Here is a 19,325-nt window from a genome sequence, read left to right on the forward strand (position 1 = left end):
TGCTATACGCGATCGGTTGGCGAACCCTCGTCGACCCGCCTGCTTTCAAGGAGAGTCCTATGCCCTGGTATGCCTGGTTGATTCTGGTCGTTGCCATTGGCTCGATCGTTGGTGGTCTGATGATGCTGCGCGACACCGCCCACAAAGTCGAACTGACCGAAGAGCAACGTAAGCGCGTCGCCGAACGCAATGCGGAAATGGACGCCAAGGAAGCGCAGGACCGCTGAATGAAAACCCCGCCTTGAACGGCGGGGTTTGATTTTGCGTGGCTTGCCCTGAAATCATGCCGATTTGTACCCATATCGAAGCATCTGCATGCTTTTTAGAAATAGAAGTACAGTCACCATGCAATTTTCATTGGTTAATATGGGCCGCATTGATGCGGAGATATCAGATGCGTTACTCGCAGGACCATAAAGCCCAGACCCACCAACGCATAATCAAGGAAGCTTCAGCGCGATTTCGACGCGACGGTATCGGCGCGACCGGGCTGCAACCCCTGATGAAAGCACTGGGCCTGACTCACGGTGGCTTTTACTCGCACTTCAAGTCCAAAGACGAACTGGTGGAAAAAGCCTTGCAAGAGGCTGGCGCACAAGTCGACGAGTTGTGCGCGCAAATCTTCGCCGAGGAGCATCCACTCGAAGCCTTCATCGACACTTACCTTTCCGAATGGCATCAAACCTCACCTCACGAGGGTTGCCCGCTGCTGACCATTTCTTCAGAACTGGGACTGCGTGGTCAACCGAGTCCGACCAGCGACGTCGTGCTCCAGGCGCGACTCGACCAGATCCGGCACACCCTTGACGGAGAGCGCACCGCCGAGCGCAGCATTGTCATCATGTCTACACTGGTCGGCGCCTTGCTGTTATCCCGCAGCGTGGCCGACGCCGGGTTTGCCCAACGGATTCTCGACGCCGCACGCGAACACCTCAAACACCCGCAGGATTAATCCTGCCAACGCTTGAACAATACACTGGCATTGACCCCGCCAAATCCGAAGCCGTTGGACAACGCATATTCGATGGCCATCGGCCGTGCGCAGCCATGAACAATGTCCACGCCTTCAGTGGCAGGGTCCGGGTTTTCGAAATTGAGGGTCGCCGGCACGACCTGGTCGCGAATCGCAAGCAGCGTAAAGATCGCTTCGAGTCCACCCGCAGCACCGAGCAAATGCCCGGTTGCCGACTTGGTTGATGTCACGGCAATGCCATTTTGCGCCCCGAACAATGCCTTGATCGCCGCCAGCTCACCCAGATCCCCCACAGGAGTCGAGGTCGCATGAGCATTCAGATGCTGGACCTGCGCCGGTGAAACACCGGCCTGTGCCAATGCCAAGGTCATCGCTCGCCGCGCACCGCTGCCGTCCTCGGGACCGGCGGTCAGGTGATAGGCATCCGCGCTGGTACCGTAGCCGACCAGCTCCGCCAGGGGCTGGGCGCCCCGTGCCAGCGCATGGTCCAGAGATTCGATGACCAGCAGCCCCGACCCTTCACCCATGACAAAGCCATCGCGACCACTGTCGAAAGGTCGTGAAGCGCGCTCAGGCGTGTCGTTGTAGGCACTGGACAAGGCGCGAGCAGCCGCGAACCCGGCAAGGCTGACCCGATCGATCGCCGCCTCCGCACCGCCGCACACCGCGATATCCGCCTCGCCCGTACGAATCATTCGCGCCGCGTCGCCAATCGCCTGAACCCCGGCAGCGCATGCGGTGACCGGCGCGCCCAATGGCCCCTTGAAGCCATGCTGGATCGACACATGACCGGCCGCGAGATTGACCAGAAATGAAGGAATAGTGAATGGCGACAAACGCCTCGGACCACGGCTATCGGTAGTACGCACGGCGTCGGCAATCGCACCGAAACCACCTACGCCTGAACCGATGATGGTGGCCGTGCGCTCCTGGGCATTGGCATCCAGCGCTTGCCAGCCGGCTTGCTCCAGTGCCTGACGCGCGGCTTCCATGGCGAACAGAATGAAGCGGTCCATCTTCTTCTGTTCCTTGGGTGGGGTCGCCCGGTCCGGATCGAAACCCGCCTGGGGATCATCTGCCAGCGTCGGCACCGCTCCGCCGACCGTGGCCGGCAGATCGGCAACCACTTCATCCGGCAGATTGCGCAGCCCGGAACGCCCGGCCAGCAGCCGCTCCCAGACCACTTCGACACCGCTCCCCAGCGGCGACACCAGGCCCATGCCTGTTACAACCACACGACGATCACTCATACCGCTCACACCTCAATCTGTTTGATGTCACTTACCGATAACGGGCAGCAGCCTTGCTTTTCGAAAGGTTAGGCGCCATCACAAGACGAGCCGCCACGAACGCATTCCAATCCGCCGCATCGGGCAATGAAGGAATAGTGATCAACTCACCCTGATCCAGACCCGACAATGCAGCATCGACCATCTCACCCACCTCCATCACCATGTCCGCAGGAATTTGTGACGCGTCGATGCCGGAGCGCTCCCAGATCTCGGTTCGGGTCACACCAGGCAGCACCGCCTGGATCTTCACCCCGGTGCCGTCCAGTTCGGCGCTCAACGACTGGGTCAGGCTCAATACATAGGCCTTGCTGGCGCTGTAGGTTGCGTTGAAACGCTCCGGAAACAAGGCCACCACCGACGCAATATTGATGATGGTGCCGCGCCCGGCCTTGGTAAAACCGGCTGCAGCCGCCGCGGCCAATCGCGTGACAGCTGTGATGTTCAACTGAATCATTCGCTCCAGCTGGTCGATATCAGCATTGGCCAAAAGCCCGTCCGCCGCCACGCCGGCGTTATTGAGCAACAAACTGATAGTCGAATCGCTGCGTAACCGCTGTTCGAGCTGCAGCACGTCTGCCTTTTGAGTCAGGTCCGCCTTCAGCACTTCAACCTTGATCCCATGCTCCGAACGAAGTTTGCTCGCGGCCGCCTCCAGTCGCTGCTCGTCGCGAGCCACCAGCAACAAATCAAAACCACGGGCCGCCAACCGCTCGGCGTAAATCGCCCCGATACCGGAGGAAGCACCGGTGACAAGGGCCGTACCTTGGGACTGAACTGAATTCATGACGGTGCTCCTGAAGGATGCTGAGGGATGTTTGACACCGGGGTACGCCGGCGCAAACGGTATTTATTATAGTCATAATTCAAACACAATATGATAGTCGTAATTTTTCTTGGAGAAAACGCGCGGTTCTCGTCGGCGGTTCGGCCAGAATGAGAGTAGACCCTGAATGAACGTGAGACCGCGCCAAACCTCTGTGATGGAATGAACGGTACTGCGAACCGCCCGATAAATGGTGGGGTGGATGAACAGGGCGCTTTGAACGGTAACTGAGCGACAGGGCTCTCATGCGTCGAACCAGTCCTTAATGCCATCAAAGCGATGCTTGATCCGCCCTGCGTTCGCATCTGCGACTGTCTCTCACCCTTGCTGTTTGGTTACAAATGCTGGAATATCCAAAGCTTGACAAAATATAATTTTCTTAACCTGGATGACGGTAATTCTCAGAGGTACTTGGGATTATCTATCCATTTTTTAGGGCGCATGATGAACTCTCCAGCAAGCATCATTGATACCCCCCGACAAGAAATTATTGATATAAAGGAGCTTATCAGTAGCCTTTGGGATCAAAGGGCGATTGTTTTATTGCTTACTGCACTGACTGTCACCCCCGCTATTGCTTACGCCCTATTGGCAACGCCGGAGTATAAAGTTGAAACTTTTGTCCAGCCAGTCGCACTGGCAGACCTGGATGAGCTGAATGAGTCAGGGCTTTACAAACTTCTGCCAAACGACGCATTGAATACCATTGGCTCGTCAATGCAGTCTTATGATATCCGCCTGAAGTTCTTCAAAGCCAACCCACAATACCTTGCACCACTGCAGGTACCAGGCGAATCCTTTGAAAGAACATTTGAGAAGTTCAACGAAAAAGCATTTTCGCTTCAAAAAATTGACCCTAAAAAAAGCTCCAGCCTTTCCGAAGCCGTGAGCCTTAGCCTCACATATCCACAAGGTGTAGATGGTGTAGGTATATTGAAAGACTTTACCGATTTCGTCGTTAAAGGCGAAAAGGAAAAAGTGGCTTCGGACCTCAAAAGACTGATTGCCAACCGCATCGAAAACGTGGAAAAGAAGCTGGAGTCGAAAAAATCCATCTATGAGGCGGAAACAGATTCAAAAATCGCCCACTTGCTGGAAAAAGACAAATTAAAAAAACAAACACTTCAAGACGAACTTAAAGCGCTGCGTCAACAACTGCAAAGCCGCAGACAAAACCGCATCAAAGAGCTTGATGAAGCCATCGCTATCGCCAAGAAACTCGGCATTGTAAAACCTACCACGCCCTCGGCTCTGGGAGACGGAGAGCAAGCACATCAGGGCAACATGATCCGCACTGAAGTAAACAATCAGAATATACCGCTGTACTTCCTGGGACAGGCGGCACTGGAAGCGGAACGTGCCACCCTGGCAGCTCGTCATTCCGACGACTTCACCGAGCCGCGTATCGATGAAATTCAAAAAGAACTCAGCCTGCTGGCTACCAACCGCGAAGCAGTAATCCTCAAAGAGCGGGAGAGTTCTGAGCCGTTTCTCAAGGAGTTCGCAGGCATCCGGGGTGAGTTGACGCACTTGAAGCAATTGAATATAAAATTCGATCAGTTAAATCTGGTTCAAGTTGATAAAGATGCGACGGAACCCCAAGCGCCGGTAAAACCGAAGAAAGCCATGATCGTTGGACTTGGTCTGCTCTTTGGATTCATGCTCGGTGTGAGTGTCGCCTTTGTTCGTCGCGCAGTGCTTTCACTGCGGACATCTCGTCGTTAATTGTCGAGGGCTGCGCTTGCTCTTCAAGCGCAGCCCGGCTTGACCAATTGCTTTAGCGCCTGCCCTTATCACCCAAAAACCAGTAACTTTTCTGGGGACGATCCATCCTATCTAACGTCAAAAAAATCTACGGCGGTAGTGTCATAGACAAAGTCCTCTACACCGGAACGCTGGGTGCAGAACTGACGTAAGCGCTCCATAAACCCCACATTCAAAGTCACCACCTGATCCCCGATGCTGTGCTCCCGATTCCTTTCCGGAGCCAGCATCTCATAATGCGTCCCGACGCAAAAATCGAAAAAGTCTATCTCTACCCCAAGCCCGTCGACTTCCGAAAATCCATCGACGGCCTCGCCGCTCTGGTCGTACTGGACATCAAAGTCGCGGTGTTTGACCCGGTGCTTTTTGGTGTTGCTCAACAAGCCTCACAATCGAGTGAAGATCTTTTATTGGACGGTTTAGATTTGTAGCGCAACCGTCCGCATCAAGTTTTGACGCCTGGATTCGTCGCCCGATTCGGTATAAACCAGGGCATGATTTCCATGCCCAAAGACCTTCCTGACGACCCTGTTTTGCTCAAGCCACTGCTTGACCAAATGCTGAGTGAGCGCGAGTCGGATAAGGGCAAGATCGTTCATCTCTAAGAAGAAAACGCGCTGTTGCGTGAGTATCTTTTCGGGCGCAAGTCAGAGCAGACTGCCGATACAGCGACCTCGCAAATGGCCTTGTTCAATGAAGCTGAAATCGTCGCCGAGACGGTCAACGAAGTGGCGGGGCAACCGCAAGCCTCTGCTCGCCGATCTTCCGCGTATCGAAGTCATTCACGAACCGTCCGAGCACGAGCTGACCTGCGCCTGCGGTTGCCGTAAACACGCCATTGGCGAGGAAATCAGCGAGCAGCTCGAGATCGTGCCGATGCAAATCCGCGTGATCAAACATGTGCGCAAGGTCTGCGGTTGCCGCGATTGCGAAACCGCACCGGTTACTGCCGACAAGCCGGCGCAACTGATCGAAAAGAGCATGGCCAGCCCCAGTGTGTTGGCGATGTTGCTGACGACCAAATGCGTCGATGGCCTACCACTGCCCCGTTTCGAAAAAGTCCTCGATCGCCACGGCATCGATATTCCACACCAGACCTTGGCGCGTTGGGTGATCCAGTGCAGCGAACACCTGCAGCCCTTGCTGAATTTGATGTGCGACCGGCTACTGGTTGAACGCCTGCCGACCGGTATCACATAGATAAACGCGCTATCCATCTTGATGGCTGGTGGAGTTTACGGTGAGTTTAAAGAATACGAGCGGAGCAACGATCATGGAATACGACGATAAACTGATTGAAGAAGCCGTGCTTGCCCTGTTGGCAACCTTCAGCTTTGATAACGGCAATGCTTGGAAAGGGTTCGACTTCGAGACCATGAGCCGATTGCATGAACATGGTTTCATCAGCAATCCGGGGAACAAGAACAAATCGATTTGGTTGACCGCTGAAGGGCTGGAGCGCGGTCGACTGATAGCCGACCGATTGTTTGGAGTGAGAACTCAAGTGGAGCATGTATCCGACTCGGATACCTGACTTCATACCACGGCCATACGGTAGGTGAGGTTTATGGATCGCATACCTCCCATTTGCCAGAATGCAAAAAGGCCGGTCAATGACCGGCCCCTTGGCGTTGATTTACAAGCTTAGTTCACCTCAAGCTTTTCGCGGTTTCTATCGAGAATGGCATTGCCGATACCCTTGACCTCAAGCAGTTCGTCAATTGAAGCAAATGGCCCATTATCCTCACGATACGCAACAATCGCTTTAGCCTTGGCTTCGCCCACACCGGACAGTTCGCGGTGCAATGTCGCTGCATCCGCCGCATTGAGGTTGATTTTTCCGGACAGCACTTTCTCTGAAGCTTCCATCACCACAGGAGGATTTCCAGCTTCCTGCTTGACTGCAGGTGCAGCTAAGACGGCAACTGAAGTGCTGGTCAGCAGGGCAAAAACGAGAGAGTAGAAATAGCCAGTACGCATAAATGACGCTCCATGACATCGATTGAGAAGGCAGCTTTTCCGAAGCTGCCTTCAAAACTTAGGTGATGTCTGGAGCCTGTCAAAAATGTGTCCGTTACAGCATATGAAACAATCAGGGCTCGAGGCGACGCTGCTGATAGATCCAGTCGACAATCTCGCCGTCGGGGGTATAGCCGCTGACGGTTTCGCGCAGGAGCTGGCGGACACAGGAGTAGTCATCCTGTTCAACCGCGGCCAGCAATTCAGCCAGCTTGACTTTGAGAGCCTCCCAGGAAAGGTAGTCTTCAGTGGCGGTCATGATCATTGGATGAGGAGTTGCGGCTACGTTGTCGCCGATCAACAACTCTTCATACAGCTTTTCACCAGGGCGAAGGCCGGTGAACTCAATGGAGATATCTCCATGCGGATTTCTCTCCGAGCGCACACTCAGACCGGACAGGTGGATCATTTTTTCCGCCAGTTCGACAATCCTTACCGGCTCGCCCATGTCCAGAACGAAAACATCGCCTCCTTGCCCCATTGAACCTGCTTGAATCACAAGCTGGGCCGCTTCGGGGATCGTCATGAAATAGCGAGTGATCTTCGGATGCGTAACCGTCAGTGGACCACCGAGTTGAATCTGCTTGTGAAATAGCGGGATGACGGACCCTGAAGAGCCCAAGACGTTGCCGAATCGAACCATCGTAAATCGGGTTTTATTGACCCGCGAAACATTCGAGGCGTCTCCAAACAAAACAGGTGCCAACTCCTGGCTCAATGCCTGGAGCGTCATCTCAGCCAAACGCTTGGTGCTTCCCATGACGTTGGTTGGCCGTACTGCCTTGTCCGTTGAAATGAGTACAAAATTGGCAACATTGGCCTGCAACGCAGCCTGCGCAGTATTCAGCGTACCAATGACGTTGTTGAGTACCCCTTCGGCGATGTTGTGCTCAACCATCGGGACATGCTTGTAAGCTGCAGCGTGGTAAACAGTATCGACACGCCACGTCTTCATCACGTCCAGCAGCTTTTCCTGATTACGAACAGACCCCAGGATCGGCAGCAACTTTACAGGCAAAGACTCGCGTGCAACCCGCTGCTCCAATTCGGACATAATGCTGTAAAGATTGAACTCACTATGCTCAAACAACAAAAGCGTAGTGGGTCGCTGCACCAGTATCTGGCGGCAAAGCTCAGAACCGATCGACCCACCTGCCCCCGTCACCAGCACGACCTGGCCCCTGATGCAGTGCTCGAGCAAATCGCCTTGCGCAGGCACGGCATCGCGCCCGAGCAGGTCAGCAATATCCACTTCCTGGATGTCGTCTACTTTTACACGCCCACTCGCCAGATCCATAAAGCCGGGAACGCTTCGGACATGCAGCGGAAAGCCCTCCAGATAGCCCAATATTTCACGACGACGCCCGCGATTCGCGGACGGGATGGCCAAAAGGATTTCCTGAGCCCCGGTAACATCGATCATCTTCTCGATATGCTTGGGCTCGTAAACATGCAATCCCGAAATGACCCGGTCAGAAATACTGGTGTCATCATCGATAAACGCGACAGGTCGCATCAATCGCCCCATGCGAAGCGCCGCTACCAGCTGATTTCCAGCGGCTCCTGCCCCGTAGATCGCAACCCTGGGCAACCCCTTGTCTCTATTGGTAAACGGGACATGCTGGGCAGCCGTATACCAATCGCCAAGAAAATACTGGCGCATTGCTAGTCGCAACCCGCCAATCATCAACAAGCTGAGCCACCAATAGTTAAAAATGATCGAGCGGGGAATCACAGCCTGATGATTGCTATACCAATAAACGACGAGCCCGAGAATCAGCGACGAGAGACTGACCGCCTTCACGATTTCAATCAGTGCGTCGTTTCCAAAGTAGCGTAAAACCGCACGATACAATCCGAAGCGAATGAACAGCGGAATCGCGACAATCGGTGCACACAGGAACAACCAGGTGTGCACCTGTAGCGGGTTTACGATCTCGTCAATACCCAAGCGAACGACGAATGCCAACCAAAGCGCAGCCCAGACCAGGAAAGTATCGGTCGCAACTTGCATCAGCCTTTTTTGCCGCCGCGGAAGCTGCAGTAGCCATTGGCGAAGCATTTCAATATCCTTTTCAAATAAAGCAAACGACAAGCTTAAAGCTCAAGCGTGTTTATCTCAAACAACTTCAAGCGACACATCACACTTCGCGCTGACCAGCTTTGAATCGCAATGCCAGCACAAGCAAGGGTGCATAAGCTACCAACAATCCAACGACACCATCGAGCAGGCCTATCGCCACCAGTATGGCAATTGGCAACAGCCAGACAACATTTATGCCGGTTACCGATAGCGTTACAGGTAAATGGCTGCCGTATTGTCGCGACGCGTACTGATAAGCGTGACTGCGATGCGCCTCGTAGACCTTGTCGCCTCTAATCAGTCGAACGAAAAGCGTGCATGTCGCGTCGACAATGAATGCTCCCAGGAGAATCAGCCATCCCCAGAACAAGGCGGGGTTTACCCACGCTGCTTGCAATGACAGAAAACCCAGCGTTATGCCCAGGAATCCGCTGCCGGCATCGCCCATGAAAATTCGCGCTGGAGGGAAATTCCAATACAAGAAACCGGCAACAGCCAGCGCGAGCGCCACCGGCCCCCACACAGAACCGGGATTTCCTGAAACGACGTACAGGAGAGCTCCACCCAGGCAAACAAAAATGGCTTCCATACTCGCCAACCCATCGATCCCGTCCATAAAGTTGTACAGGTTCAACAACCAGACCAGATAAAAGCTTCCAAACAAATACGCCGCCCACCCTAGATCAATGGCCATGCCGAACAGGTGAATCGCCGGCATTCCATTGAAAATCACCATCCCGATGATTGCCGAGGAAAAATGGCCGAGTAGTCTCCAACGTGCCGGGATGTGACCATGATCGTCGAGAAAACCAATGATCGCGACAAGCCCCCCGGGCACCAGGACAGCCAAGGCAACGGACCATTGAATCAGTTCAGTCACAGCAAGAAAAATTGCACTCAAAAGGAAGGAAACCACGATCGCGACCCCTCCTCCCCTGGGAGTGGGTAACACGTGGGAGCTCCGCGCGTTTGGGACATCAATAAGGCTATTGGACAATGCATATCGACGTAGAACAGCAGTGCCTACCAGAGCGCCAAAAAACGCTAAAGGTAAAATCCAATATAAATTCGTCATCAGTGATGTTCCAAAAATTCTTTGGCTGTTTTGTCAAGAGCGTCTTCGACTGATACTGCTGGGTACCATCCAAGTAGATGCCGGGTCTTTTGTATGTCTACTTGTAGTGATCCACACAGGCGCTGGGAAAGTGCTCGACGTCCCAAGGCAACAGCAAAAAATTCCAACATCTTTGCAGGAACCGGAACCAGCCGACTCTTGACCCCTAACGCCTTGGCAGTACATTGTAATAATTCAGTTGTAGATAAATCTATGCCATCACTGACCAAAAATGTTTGTCCAGCGGCATTGGGGTGTTCAATGCAAACCATAATCAAGCTGACGAGATTGTCGAGTGAAACCAGACTTCGTTTGTTATGAATAGAACCAAATGGCAGCGGAATACCCTTTTTAAGCCAAGCCATCATATTTCTAAAATTAGCTTTTACACCTGGGCCATAAACCAGGGTAGGCCGAATGATGACAACCTCCATACCAGTTTCTTTCGAAAGAACACGCAACGCGTCTTCGGCTTCTTTTTTGGAAACACCATAGGCATCGGATGGGGCTGGCTTATCGTCAGCGGTAAACGGCTTATCGAAATCTGTCTGCTCCCCATTTACCTTTATGGAGCTGATGAAAATAAAACGCTTAACTCCCGCTGCGGCAGCCTGCCGAGCAAGATTGACTGTGCCTTCAACATTAACTTTCCTGAACTCGGTTAACGCATCCTGTTCGACTTCCCTCATCACATGAACCCGTGCCGCAGCATGAACAACCACTGCGGCGTCCATTACTCCAGCACTCCAGTCAGTTGCAGAGGATATATCCGGAACCGGGAACACTGACGAAGAAAGTTCTTGGCCATCGTTTTTTGAACGCACGACAGCCACTGGAGAATATCGCTCAACTTTATCCAGTGCGCTCACCACCGCGGATCCGACAAAGCCACTTGCCCCGGTAACTACGATACGCAGGGGAACCTGAACTGAATCAATAGTCAATTAAAAAACCTCTTATATTCGTTAATCAACAGTTCAGAGCAGGTATTCGCACTGAATTCGGTGATGGCCCGTACTCTCGCAGCCTCCCCCATCGCCTCCAACAATCGAGCATCACTCAATATTGAAACAATAGCTTGCTTGAGTGAAGCAGGATCCCTGACAGGAACCAAAATCCCCGTCTCACCATTTACTATAGCGTCAGACAAACCGTAAATATCAGTACCTACCGTTGGGGTTCCCATGGCCGCAGCCTCAATGACAACCGTGCCGAAGCCTTCGCGATAGCTGGGTAGACATAGCAAGTCCGCCAGGGCCATATACTTTTCAGGCTCATTTGAATAACCAACAACTTTTAGGTTACGACTCAAGTCATCCTCAGAGGCGCTAGCGACAATATTTTCAGCATCGGCTTCAAATGGCCCTACCAGAATGAGAAACACACTTTTATCGGTACGTAGAATTTCACCAAATGCTGACAAAAGTTCTCTGACCCCTTTGTCTGGAGTTACTCTCCCGACAAACAAAAGTATTTTACTATCCTCTGGAATACCAAGCCCACTCCGCAAATCGGTCAACTCCTCCACGCTATAACGAGAAGAGTCAAACCGATCAAGATTTATGCCTGCCAACGACCCACTTCCAAGAACGGAAATTTTTTCAGCTTTTATTACACCACTGGAAACAAGAAAATTCTTTTGACTGATACTATCGGCATAACAGTGCGTGTTCAGTAAACCTATAATTTTGTCGCAAAATTTCAGTATTAACTTTTTGGCCCCGCCCATCGTTACCCAAGGCTGCCCGGTAAATGTATGCAAACGAACTTCAGTCCCCGAAAGAAAACCTGCAATTGCACAAAGCAATCCAGCCTTCGGCGTTGTAGAATGAACCACATTAAACTTTTTGCTTCTGAAAACCTTAACCAGTGATATCAAACTCAAAAAATCCTTTACAGGATTTATCTTACGCTCAATATTGACTGGTATATAATTCGTACTTTCCGCAAGCTGACTACTCATTTCATCATAACTAGCAATAACAGTAACCGCTGCACCAGAAGCAGCCAATGCATCAATCTGCGCCTTCAATTGAGTTAGAACAAAAAAAGGAACTGTTGAAACTCGAGCAATTTTTAAACTTTTATCCTGCACTATAAATCCCCCCTTAACACCTTGGCCACGTCCATCCCCGCGTCGAAACAATCAAACCGATAGCTGCACCCATAGGCTGCAAAAAACAAGAACAATACTCTGGAGTACTTGGTCGCGAAACATAAAACTTACTCCATTTATCAGACTATCGGCCGCTTTGTAAAAAGTTCACTGATTGCCTCTGGCACATTTTTTTCAGGAACAAAACCGAGGGTGTCACGAATCTTGGTGGTTGGATAAGTTGTTTTAGACACTAGTGCATCAATACGTGCCGGAGTGACGGGTAGACGCAAAAAACGATTGGCTACGGTAACCATCACGCGTAGCAGAGTTTCAGAAACGCTCCATTTCGGACGGGATACATGTTGTGCATCAGCCATTCCGTTTATCAGATCAGACAATGGACAGTCATTAGAAAGATTAAAAACCTCGCCTCTAGCCAAGGGCTCAAATCCACAAAGCATCAGGGCAGAGGCAACATCCTCAACGTGGATATATGTGGCGACAGCATCGTTCTTAGCAGTTCCGATATAAAAAAACAAACCCTTCTGTACAATTCTTCCAAGCTGACGAAGCGAATTGTTCGTCATGCCTGCACCAAATACGTTAGACGGCCTCAATATCGAGTAACTAAAGAACTCATTACTTCCACTTTTCATTACCAGCGAGTCGGCTATCGTCTTGGTTTCTTCGTAGGTTCCTTGAGGGTTTTCCTTTGTTGTTTCACTTACTATTCGGAGCGCGCCCTGGGCAGGGCCGTATGCTCCGACACTACTTAACTGAACAAAGTGGATGGGGTGTTCAGGAGATGCCTGACGATTAACAGCTGCTAGCAAACGATCGGTGGCGTCGACATGAAGTGATCGCATTGCCTTTTCATCGCGGATTTCACCCGCGCAATTGAAAACGACCTGACAACCGGATACCAAAGAGTCGTAATTCGTTTCCGGGCTCGTCAAATCAGCCAGCACAACTTCCACGCCGCTAAAACTGGTTTCAAAGGAGGTACGAGTAACAACCCTAACTTTATGGCCAGATGCACACAGGCGCGCGAGCAATTGGCTTCCAATAAAACCCTTGGCACCTGTCAGTAATACGAACATCTCACCACTCCCTCTTATAAAAATACATTTTCGTTTCCAGTTTCTTTTGACCGTTTTCCGGTCGCTAAACTGGCACATGCGAGGCGAATGACGTACCCGATCTCCAAGGGGTAAAAAATCCAGGCATATATTCCAAATCTATCATTATAAGCCACATCAAACATCGCGATATGCAAACAAGAAAGAAACGCACAGATATAGAATATATACGTTTCATTTGTACGACCGCCCCCTAGTAGTCTAAGCGCCATCAACAACACTATGGAAAATGACGAAAACGCCCAAAAATCCCATCTGAACCCTGTTATATACTCAATATTATCGACATCAGTGTAGTTTATTGACAAACCGTAACCCGACAACAACTCGAACAGCATGGACACCAATAAGGAAAAAACCTTAAAGTAGGATGCCATAGACACCAGCACCCAAAAACCCACCACACCAACAAGACCAATACCTATAATTTGCTTTCGAAAAAGCACAAAAGGAAAATAAACCAATGAAGACTTATGAAACAGTGTTGCCAACAATGAAAACACTACACCTCGACGCCAATACTCCTTGGCACAACAAACCAAGGCAAAATTCACAAAACAAAGAGCAAAACCTTGACGAATAATATTTGCTGTCAATGAAAAAAAGAACGGATAAAACAACAAAACCCCAAAAACAGGGAGAGCCCAACTAGAGCCTCTGCCAAATACAACTTTCAGCAAAAAATAATAGGACCATAAAAATACAAATGCAATAAAGAAGAAAAAACACTGATAGCTCAAACCAAGGAAACCAAAAAAATTGACCACCCCAATAAAGCCAGGCTCAAAAGTTTGAAATGGATTCTCGAGACCAGAATTAACATCGTTATAAAAATTTATGTAGACCTCGGTATCACCTTCCATATCAAATGGTCGATTAGAGATATAATAGGATGCCGCAACAATCGCAAAAAAAACGACAAAAAATTCTATCGTGCGAAACAGATTGTCCGCCCTATTATCAGACACCAACGCTTTCACTGCAGTCAATAAAAGTAGAAAAACACTTATCACATACAGTGGTGTGCCATATAATTCTAAACCTGCCATTCTCTCGCCTCAATCAGCCTCACATTGCACTGCTCTCTAGTCAACGAACCTTGCTCTCAGGGCCTACATGTTTCCTGACACTCACCGTATCCATAAATTTGTGTAGCCGGAAGTAGTAAAAATTACGCAATAGAAACAGTAACCCCTTGAATGTGCACTTGCGAGTAGATTTAGCCATCGCCAGGAACGTGACAACAAAATTAGAATATAGATCTTTTCTCAGTTCTGGTAACTGATAAAAATATCGATACAAATCATCAAAATAAATCGTATACGACTTTATTTTTCCTTTTGTCGTCGACAAATAAGAACCTGCTGATGGATTGCACCGATATTTTACTAGCGGAGAATTTATGTAAGCTGCCTTGCCGCTAGGAAGTAAGGAATCGATAACGAAAAACCATTCCATAAATTCTCGAGTAATGACTGCCTTCCTGGAAGCTCGACGATAGGCGTATGAACTGTGAACCGCGATCGCTCCCCAGCGAGCCATTTCCTGAAGTGAGATAAAAGAAACCAGGCTTGCCTCAGGACTTGGGTACTGGGTTTCGGAAGCGTAAGAACCGTCATCAGAAAAATAAATAGCCTTGTGGAACACAACATTTACATCTGCGTTCTCTTTGAAAATATTATACTGCTGCTGAAGTTTCCCCGGCAGCATGACATCATCACCATCAAAATGGTAAATAACATCTCCTGACGCCATCTTGTGGACACCATGGTAATTTAAAGCGGCGCCAACATTTTTCTCTCTCAACAGCAGTTTTATTCTACCTTCGTGCTTGCTGGAGTACTCACGAAGTATTTCTTGTGTTCGATCGGTTGAACAATCATCCGAGACAATAATTTCACAATCAAAATCTATATCCTGAGAAAGGATACTATCCAGACACTCTTCTATGTAATCTTGCTGATTATAACAAGATACAACCACACTCCCGGATAACATCAGGCATTTCTCCTTTTATAAATTGCAAAGCCGAAAACCGAAACGATAAAATAAAGTACATTCATTATTAAGTTAGCGATGAATGCACCTTCGACACCCTGCCCACTATTCAAAAAAAACAGACTCAGGCTGCAAAACACCACGCCCTGGGTCAGCTCACTTATCAAATATATTATGAGTGCCGCCCGGGCAACGACGACGAAGCTTATCACATACGTAATAACACGGAAAAAATCCGCTAGCAGTTGATACTTAATAAGATCTTCAAGCTCGGAAAACTCGGATGAAAGCAGTAATGGAATTACGTATTGACGAAGAGCGAAAAACACCGTTCCGCCCAGTACAAAAATAACCATAACGAGTTTCATAAATCGAAAAACTAGTGGTGTAATTTCCGATACCTTAGTCTTTTCTGAAACCATTGGCATAAAATAAACAGCGAGAAAAATCGTAAAAAAACCCATGTATGCACTGGATATTTTTATCGATGCCTGCCAAATACCTGCTGCTACAAATCCAACATGCTCAATAATTTGTTCACGAATAATGATTTCTACCAATGGAACGCTGATTGCTCCAACTGTCGCCATCAATGTAAAGGACAACAATCGTTTAAAACCTTGCGTCTCAAATTTAAAACCGATGGGCATTTTCAAGAAAATGGATTTACAGTAGAAATACAATGCTGGTATCGAATAAAACGAAAAAAAGAGCACCATCGATATCGCTGCACCGACAAAATCAAACCTTTGAATCAAGATCCAGCTTACCGGGAGAACCAGTATATTTCCGACTATTTGAATGACCGCAAAAGTCCTGGTATCACGAAGGCCATTTGCGACTCCCGTCACTAGATTGGTAAAAGCAAACCCAAACTGACAAACAGAAAGAAACACTACAATCCAATAGTAATCAGGCGTCTTAAAGATATAACTGGAGATAATCCTGGAAAAAGAACACCCCAATAAACACACAACAACACAAAACGTCAAAGAGTACGCTTTGGAAACTGCAATCGTCTTCAGCAGTTCCTTAGGTTGTTTTTTGTACTGTGCGACATATTTAATAAGGCCATTTACAATTCCTCCCCCTGCAAGCAGAGAAAGCATGGTGACAGCACTCATAAAATGCCCTAATTGCCCCATACCTTCTGCACCGAGGTACACAGCAACAAGCTTAATGAAGGCGAAACCAACTCCGATTTTCGAAATTTGGGCGAGAGTAGTCAAAGCGGCGCTGAATAGCGCACGCTTACTATCAGAGAGATTTTTTGCAACTTTACTGGTTGGATGCATGAACCGCACCGATGACAACAGAAGCGACTCGATCTATGTCCTTCTCTTGCATTCCGTACCAAATTGGCAGACGAATCAGGCGCTCACTCTCAACAGTGGTGCAGACATCCTTGCCATGAAAACGACCAAGTCGCAGTCCCGCAGGCGCTGAGTGGAGTGGAATGTAATGGAAAACTGCACCGATCTCTTGATCCTTGAGCAAGCCTAATACTTTTGTTCGAACGTCGATATCCCGGACTTTTATATAAAACATATGGGCGTTGCCGACACATCCATCAGGTGTCGTCGGAAGTTCGATATGGCCAGCGTCGGAGAGTTCTTTTAATGCCAGATAATAACTTTCCCAGATATGACGTCTTGCACTATTTATTTCGTCCACCTTTTCAAGTTGACCGAATAGATAAGCAGCTTGCAGTTCTCCTGGAAGATAACTACTACCAACATCGACCCAGGTATATTTATCAATCATGCCGCGGAAAAACAGACTGCGATTAGTTCCTTTCTCTCGAATGATCTCCGCTCGCACTATAAATTGTTCATCATTTATGAGCAGCAGCCCACCCTCACCACCACTTGTATAGTTCTTTGTTTCATGAAAACTATAGGCTGCCATGTGGCCAATGGTACCTAACGCCTTACCTTTATAGGTCGACATCATACCTTGAGCGGCATCTTCGATGACAAACAGGTTATGCTGCTTTGCGATGGACATAATTGTGTCCATTTCGCATGCAATCCCCGCGTAATGGACGGGTACAATAGCTTTTGTTTTGTCAGTAATTGCGGCTTCGATAAGCGTTTCATCAATATTCATAGTATCAGGGCGAATATCGACAAACACGATTTTTGCACCGCGCAATACAAAAGCATTAGCTGTACTAACAAACGTATAACTAGGCATGATCACTTCATCGCCCGGTTGAATATCAACCAGCAGAGCAGCCATTTCAAGCGCTTGAGTACACGAAGGTGTTAACAATGCTTTTTTGCAGTGTAGTTTTTTTTCAAACCAATGCTGACAACGAAGGGTAAATTCCCCGTCACCAGACATCTTTCCGCTGCGCATTGCGGAGATGACGTATTGGTCTTCATTTCCGGTATAAGGTGGTTTATTAAATGGAATAGTCATTTTTGTTCATCCAGAAATATTTGTTCGAGTGCTAGGAGGTCTCGCTTCCGCTCCTTCACTCGCTCAGCAGGAACACCAACGTAAATCCCCCATGGATCAGTGCTTTTCGTAACCAATGCCATAGCACCTATGGAGCAGCCCTCTTTAATAGTGACTCCAGGCATCACTATTGCCCCTGCTCCAACTATTACATGACGCTCCAGCTTAACCTTCTCGAATATTTCTTTTTTATATTTCTTTGGAACCAATGAGTTGGTAAGTGTAGCACCGCTGTAATCGTCTGATTGCGAGAATATTTTCACACCATAAGCCAGCGTACAGAAGTCGGAAAACTCGATACCTGGTTCTCCACCAGCAACGAGGCACATTGGTGTAATATGATTATACTTACCAAACACCACGCGCCCCGACACCACGCAAAAATCATCTATACGCGTGTAATCCCCAAGGTCAATCAGCTCTGGATTATAGATAGCCGCCTTATCACTTATTTTTACTTCTTTCCCGACGGTTCTGAAACCTAGTTCACTCAACTGTATTGCGCTCAAGTACGCCATAAGCCACCCATATAGGACTTAACTCAAACTCTAAACGAATTACTTCTCATCAATCTCGTCAACCAGACTCAACAGGTACTGTCCATAACTGTTTTTCTTCAGTTCATTCCCTGTCCTTTTGAGCTCTGCAACGGTCAACCATCCATTATTAAAGGCAATTTCCTCTAAACAGGCGACCTTGTAACCTTGGCGCTTTTCTATTGTTTCAACAAAATGCGAAGCCTCGAGCAAGCTTTCGTGAGTACCGGTATCCAGCCACGCAAATCCTCGGCCCAGAAGTTCGACGTGCAAATTTCCTCGCTCCAGATATGCCTGGTTTACACTAGTAATTTCCAGCTCGCCGCGCGGAGAAGGCTTGACTTGTTTTGCAATTTCAATCACGTCATTGTCGTAGAAATACAATCCGGTTACTGCAAAATTCGACTTTGGCTTGAGTGGCTTTTCTTCAATAGAGATCGCTTTACGACTGTCATCAAACTGAACAACACCAAATCGCTCTGGATCCTTCACTTGATAACCGAAAACTGTGGCGCCGCCTTTACGCTTCGTCGCCTGTTGGAGCATGGGCGTAAACCCCTGGCCATAAAAAATATTATCGCCAAGCACCAAACATACCGAATCCTTACCAATAAATTTCTCACCGATAAGAAATGCTTGTGCAAGTCCATCGGGACTTGCTTGAATTGCATAGGTGAGGTTGATACCGAACTGACTGCCATCAGCAAGCAACCGTTGAAATCCAGCTTGATCTTCAGGCGTCGTGATAATCAGGATGTCACGTATCCCGGCGAGCATGAGCACGGAAAGCGGATAAAAAATCATCGGCTTGTCGTAAATCGGAAGCAACTGCTTGGATACCCCTTTCGTCAGTGGGTACAAACGAGTTCCCGAACCACCTGCCAGAATGATGCCTTTCATACTCTTCCCTCGTACCTGCCCCTAGGCTTCTGAACAACATTGATACAAACAATCTACCGGCCAAACATAATCCTACACCTGTTTAGTGCTATTTTTCCGATAGACGAATATAAAGCCGTCCGT

Annotated in this window: 21 protein-coding genes; 7 read left to right on the plus strand and 14 right to left on the minus strand. The window is 49.0% G+C overall.

Annotated features, from left to right (window positions below; genetic code table 11):
* The first annotated feature begins 59 nt into the window (after positions 1–59).
* Both PMI26_RS30555 and PMI26_RS18160 read left to right on the plus strand, forming a co-directional pair.
* Positions 60–227, plus strand: a complete 168-nt coding sequence (locus PMI26_RS30555; RefSeq protein ID WP_007973599.1) for a DUF2897 family protein — start codon at positions 60–62, stop codon at positions 225–227.
* Between the two features lie 167 nt (positions 228–394).
* Positions 395–952: a TetR/AcrR family transcriptional regulator gene (locus PMI26_RS18160; protein WP_007973600.1), complete on the plus strand. Its 558-nt coding sequence runs from the start codon at positions 395–397 to the stop codon at positions 950–952.
* Here the strand turns inward: PMI26_RS18160 and fabF are convergent.
* The gene (gene fabF / locus PMI26_RS18155) at positions 949–2,223 is read right to left on the minus strand and encodes a beta-ketoacyl-ACP synthase II (RefSeq protein ID WP_007973601.1); all 1,275 of its coding nucleotides are present in this window, start codon (positions 2,221–2,223) and stop codon (positions 949–951) included. The two genes, PMI26_RS18160 and fabF, sit on opposite strands and share 4 nt — an antisense overlap.
* A gap of 31 nt (positions 2,224–2,254) precedes the next feature.
* Complete coding sequence (locus tag PMI26_RS18150; protein ID WP_007973603.1) at positions 2,255–3,049, minus strand: SDR family NAD(P)-dependent oxidoreductase; 795 nt, start codon at positions 3,047–3,049, stop codon at positions 2,255–2,257.
* Between the two features lie 399 nt (positions 3,050–3,448).
* On the opposite strand from PMI26_RS18150, the gene PMI26_RS18145 reads away from it, so the two are divergent.
* From PMI26_RS18145 to PMI26_RS18135, 5 genes are all read left to right on the plus strand, one after another.
* Positions 3,449–4,813, plus strand: coding sequence for a Wzz/FepE/Etk N-terminal domain-containing protein (locus PMI26_RS18145; protein WP_238540808.1), 1,365 nt, complete (start codon positions 3,449–3,451; stop codon positions 4,811–4,813).
* Positions 4,814–5,088: 275 nt separating this feature from the next.
* Positions 5,089–5,283, plus strand: coding sequence for an IS66 family insertion sequence element accessory protein TnpB (tnpB, locus tag PMI26_RS30560; RefSeq protein WP_238540809.1), 195 nt, complete (start codon positions 5,089–5,091; stop codon positions 5,281–5,283).
* Positions 5,284–5,472: 189 nt separating this feature from the next.
* Positions 5,473–5,682, plus strand: a complete 210-nt coding sequence (locus tag PMI26_RS32310) for a hypothetical protein (RefSeq protein ID WP_443200840.1) — start codon at positions 5,473–5,475, stop codon at positions 5,680–5,682.
* A 37-nt stretch (positions 5,683–5,719) separates the two neighbouring features.
* The gene (locus tag PMI26_RS32315) at positions 5,720–6,052 is read left to right on the plus strand and encodes a transposase (RefSeq protein ID WP_443200841.1); all 333 of its coding nucleotides are present in this window, start codon (positions 5,720–5,722) and stop codon (positions 6,050–6,052) included.
* Positions 6,053–6,125: 73 nt separating this feature from the next.
* A complete protein-coding gene (locus tag PMI26_RS18135; protein WP_007973610.1) occupies positions 6,126–6,386 on the plus strand; it encodes a DUF6429 family protein in 261 nt (86 codons plus the stop codon).
* Positions 6,387–6,496: 110 nt separating this feature from the next.
* Here the strand turns inward: PMI26_RS18135 and PMI26_RS18130 are convergent, their stop codons facing one another.
* The 12 genes from PMI26_RS18130 to rfbA form a co-directional block, all read right to left on the minus strand.
* Positions 6,497–6,832: a ComEA family DNA-binding protein gene (locus PMI26_RS18130; RefSeq protein WP_007973612.1), complete on the minus strand. Its 336-nt coding sequence runs from the start codon at positions 6,830–6,832 to the stop codon at positions 6,497–6,499.
* Positions 6,833–6,944: 112 nt separating this feature from the next.
* Positions 6,945–8,933: a polysaccharide biosynthesis protein gene (locus PMI26_RS18125; protein ID WP_007973615.1), complete on the minus strand. Its 1,989-nt coding sequence runs from the start codon at positions 8,931–8,933 to the stop codon at positions 6,945–6,947.
* Between the two features lie 79 nt (positions 8,934–9,012).
* Positions 9,013–10,029, minus strand: coding sequence for an MraY family glycosyltransferase (locus PMI26_RS18120; protein WP_033047740.1), 1,017 nt, complete (start codon positions 10,027–10,029; stop codon positions 9,013–9,015).
* Positions 10,029–11,012: a UDP-glucose 4-epimerase family protein gene (locus PMI26_RS18115; RefSeq protein WP_081500959.1), complete on the minus strand. Its 984-nt coding sequence runs from the start codon at positions 11,010–11,012 to the stop codon at positions 10,029–10,031. Before PMI26_RS18115 ends, PMI26_RS18120 begins: the two co-directional genes overlap by 1 nt.
* The gene (locus PMI26_RS18110) at positions 11,009–12,163 is read right to left on the minus strand and encodes a glycosyltransferase family 4 protein (RefSeq protein WP_007973621.1); all 1,155 of its coding nucleotides are present in this window, start codon (positions 12,161–12,163) and stop codon (positions 11,009–11,011) included. Before PMI26_RS18110 ends, PMI26_RS18115 begins: the two co-directional genes overlap by 4 nt.
* Before the next feature lie 140 nt (positions 12,164–12,303).
* Positions 12,304–13,266: an NAD-dependent epimerase/dehydratase family protein gene (locus PMI26_RS30565; protein ID WP_007973622.1), complete on the minus strand. Its 963-nt coding sequence runs from the start codon at positions 13,264–13,266 to the stop codon at positions 12,304–12,306.
* 14 nt (positions 13,267–13,280) lie between these two features.
* Entirely contained in the window at positions 13,281–14,354 is a 1,074-nt protein-coding gene (locus PMI26_RS18105; protein WP_007973624.1) for an EpsG family protein, read from the minus strand.
* Positions 14,355–14,394: 40 nt separating this feature from the next.
* Positions 14,395–15,303 carry a glycosyltransferase family 2 protein gene (locus PMI26_RS18100; RefSeq protein ID WP_007973625.1) on the minus strand — a complete coding sequence of 303 codons (909 nt, stop codon included), beginning with the start codon at positions 15,301–15,303 and terminating at the stop codon, positions 14,395–14,397.
* On the minus strand, positions 15,303–16,598 hold the full coding sequence (locus PMI26_RS18095) for an O-antigen translocase (RefSeq protein WP_086776971.1): 1,296 nt from the start codon (positions 16,596–16,598) through the stop codon (positions 15,303–15,305). Before PMI26_RS18095 ends, PMI26_RS18100 begins: the two co-directional genes overlap by 1 nt.
* Positions 16,582–17,727, minus strand: coding sequence for a dTDP-4-amino-4,6-dideoxygalactose transaminase (gene rffA, locus PMI26_RS18090; RefSeq protein ID WP_007973628.1), 1,146 nt, complete (start codon positions 17,725–17,727; stop codon positions 16,582–16,584). The genes PMI26_RS18095 and rffA overlap by 17 nt, the downstream gene beginning before the upstream one ends.
* Entirely contained in the window at positions 17,724–18,284 is a 561-nt protein-coding gene (locus tag PMI26_RS18085) for an acyltransferase (protein WP_007973630.1), read from the minus strand. The genes rffA and PMI26_RS18085 overlap by 4 nt, the downstream gene beginning before the upstream one ends.
* 39 nt (positions 18,285–18,323) lie before the next feature.
* Entirely contained in the window at positions 18,324–19,202 is an 879-nt protein-coding gene (gene rfbA / locus PMI26_RS18080; protein WP_007973631.1) for a glucose-1-phosphate thymidylyltransferase RfbA, read from the minus strand.
* Between the last annotated feature and the right edge of the window lie 123 nt (positions 19,203–19,325).

The sequence above is a fragment of the Pseudomonas sp. GM33 genome (assembly GCF_000282295.1).
In the GTDB taxonomy this organism is placed as follows: Bacteria; Pseudomonadota; Gammaproteobacteria; order Pseudomonadales; family Pseudomonadaceae; genus Aquipseudomonas; species Aquipseudomonas laurylsulfatiphila.

Excerpts from the sequence above, each read along its gene's own strand:
- PMI26_RS18160 (WP_007973600.1), top strand. The coding sequence starts at position 395 with ATGCGTTACTCGCAGGACCATAAAGCCCAGACCCACCAACGCATAATC.
- PMI26_RS30555 (WP_007973599.1), top strand. The coding sequence starts at position 60 with ATGCCCTGGTATGCCTGGTTGATTCTGGTCGTTGCCATTGGCTCGATC.
- PMI26_RS18130 (WP_007973612.1), bottom strand. The coding sequence starts at position 6,832 with ATGCGTACTGGCTATTTCTACTCTCTCGTTTTTGCCCTGCTGACCAGC.
- tnpB (WP_238540809.1), top strand. The coding sequence starts at position 5,089 with ATGCGTCCCGACGCAAAAATCGAAAAAGTCTATCTCTACCCCAAGCCC.
- PMI26_RS30565 (WP_007973622.1), bottom strand. The coding sequence starts at position 13,266 with ATGTTCGTATTACTGACAGGTGCCAAGGGTTTTATTGGAAGCCAATTG.
- rffA (WP_007973628.1), bottom strand. The coding sequence starts at position 17,727 with ATGACTATTCCATTTAATAAACCACCTTATACCGGAAATGAAGACCAA.
- PMI26_RS18150 (WP_007973603.1), bottom strand. The coding sequence starts at position 3,049 with ATGAATTCAGTTCAGTCCCAAGGTACGGCCCTTGTCACCGGTGCTTCC.
- PMI26_RS18135 (WP_007973610.1), top strand. The coding sequence starts at position 6,126 with ATGGAATACGACGATAAACTGATTGAAGAAGCCGTGCTTGCCCTGTTG.
- PMI26_RS18125 (WP_007973615.1), bottom strand. The coding sequence starts at position 8,933 with ATGCTTCGCCAATGGCTACTGCAGCTTCCGCGGCGGCAAAAAAGGCTG.
- PMI26_RS18120 (WP_033047740.1), bottom strand. The coding sequence starts at position 10,029 with ATGACGAATTTATATTGGATTTTACCTTTAGCGTTTTTTGGCGCTCTG.
- PMI26_RS18095 (WP_086776971.1), bottom strand. The coding sequence starts at position 16,598 with ATGCATCCAACCAGTAAAGTTGCAAAAAATCTCTCTGATAGTAAGCGT.
- PMI26_RS18105 (WP_007973624.1), bottom strand. The coding sequence starts at position 14,354 with ATGGCAGGTTTAGAATTATATGGCACACCACTGTATGTGATAAGTGTT.
- PMI26_RS18085 (WP_007973630.1), bottom strand. The coding sequence starts at position 18,284 with ATGGCGTACTTGAGCGCAATACAGTTGAGTGAACTAGGTTTCAGAACC.
- fabF (WP_007973601.1), bottom strand. The coding sequence starts at position 2,223 with ATGAGTGATCGTCGTGTGGTTGTAACAGGCATGGGCCTGGTGTCGCCG.
- rfbA (WP_007973631.1), bottom strand. The coding sequence starts at position 19,202 with ATGAAAGGCATCATTCTGGCAGGTGGTTCGGGAACTCGTTTGTACCCA.
- PMI26_RS18100 (WP_007973625.1), bottom strand. The coding sequence starts at position 15,303 with ATGTTATCCGGGAGTGTGGTTGTATCTTGTTATAATCAGCAAGATTAC.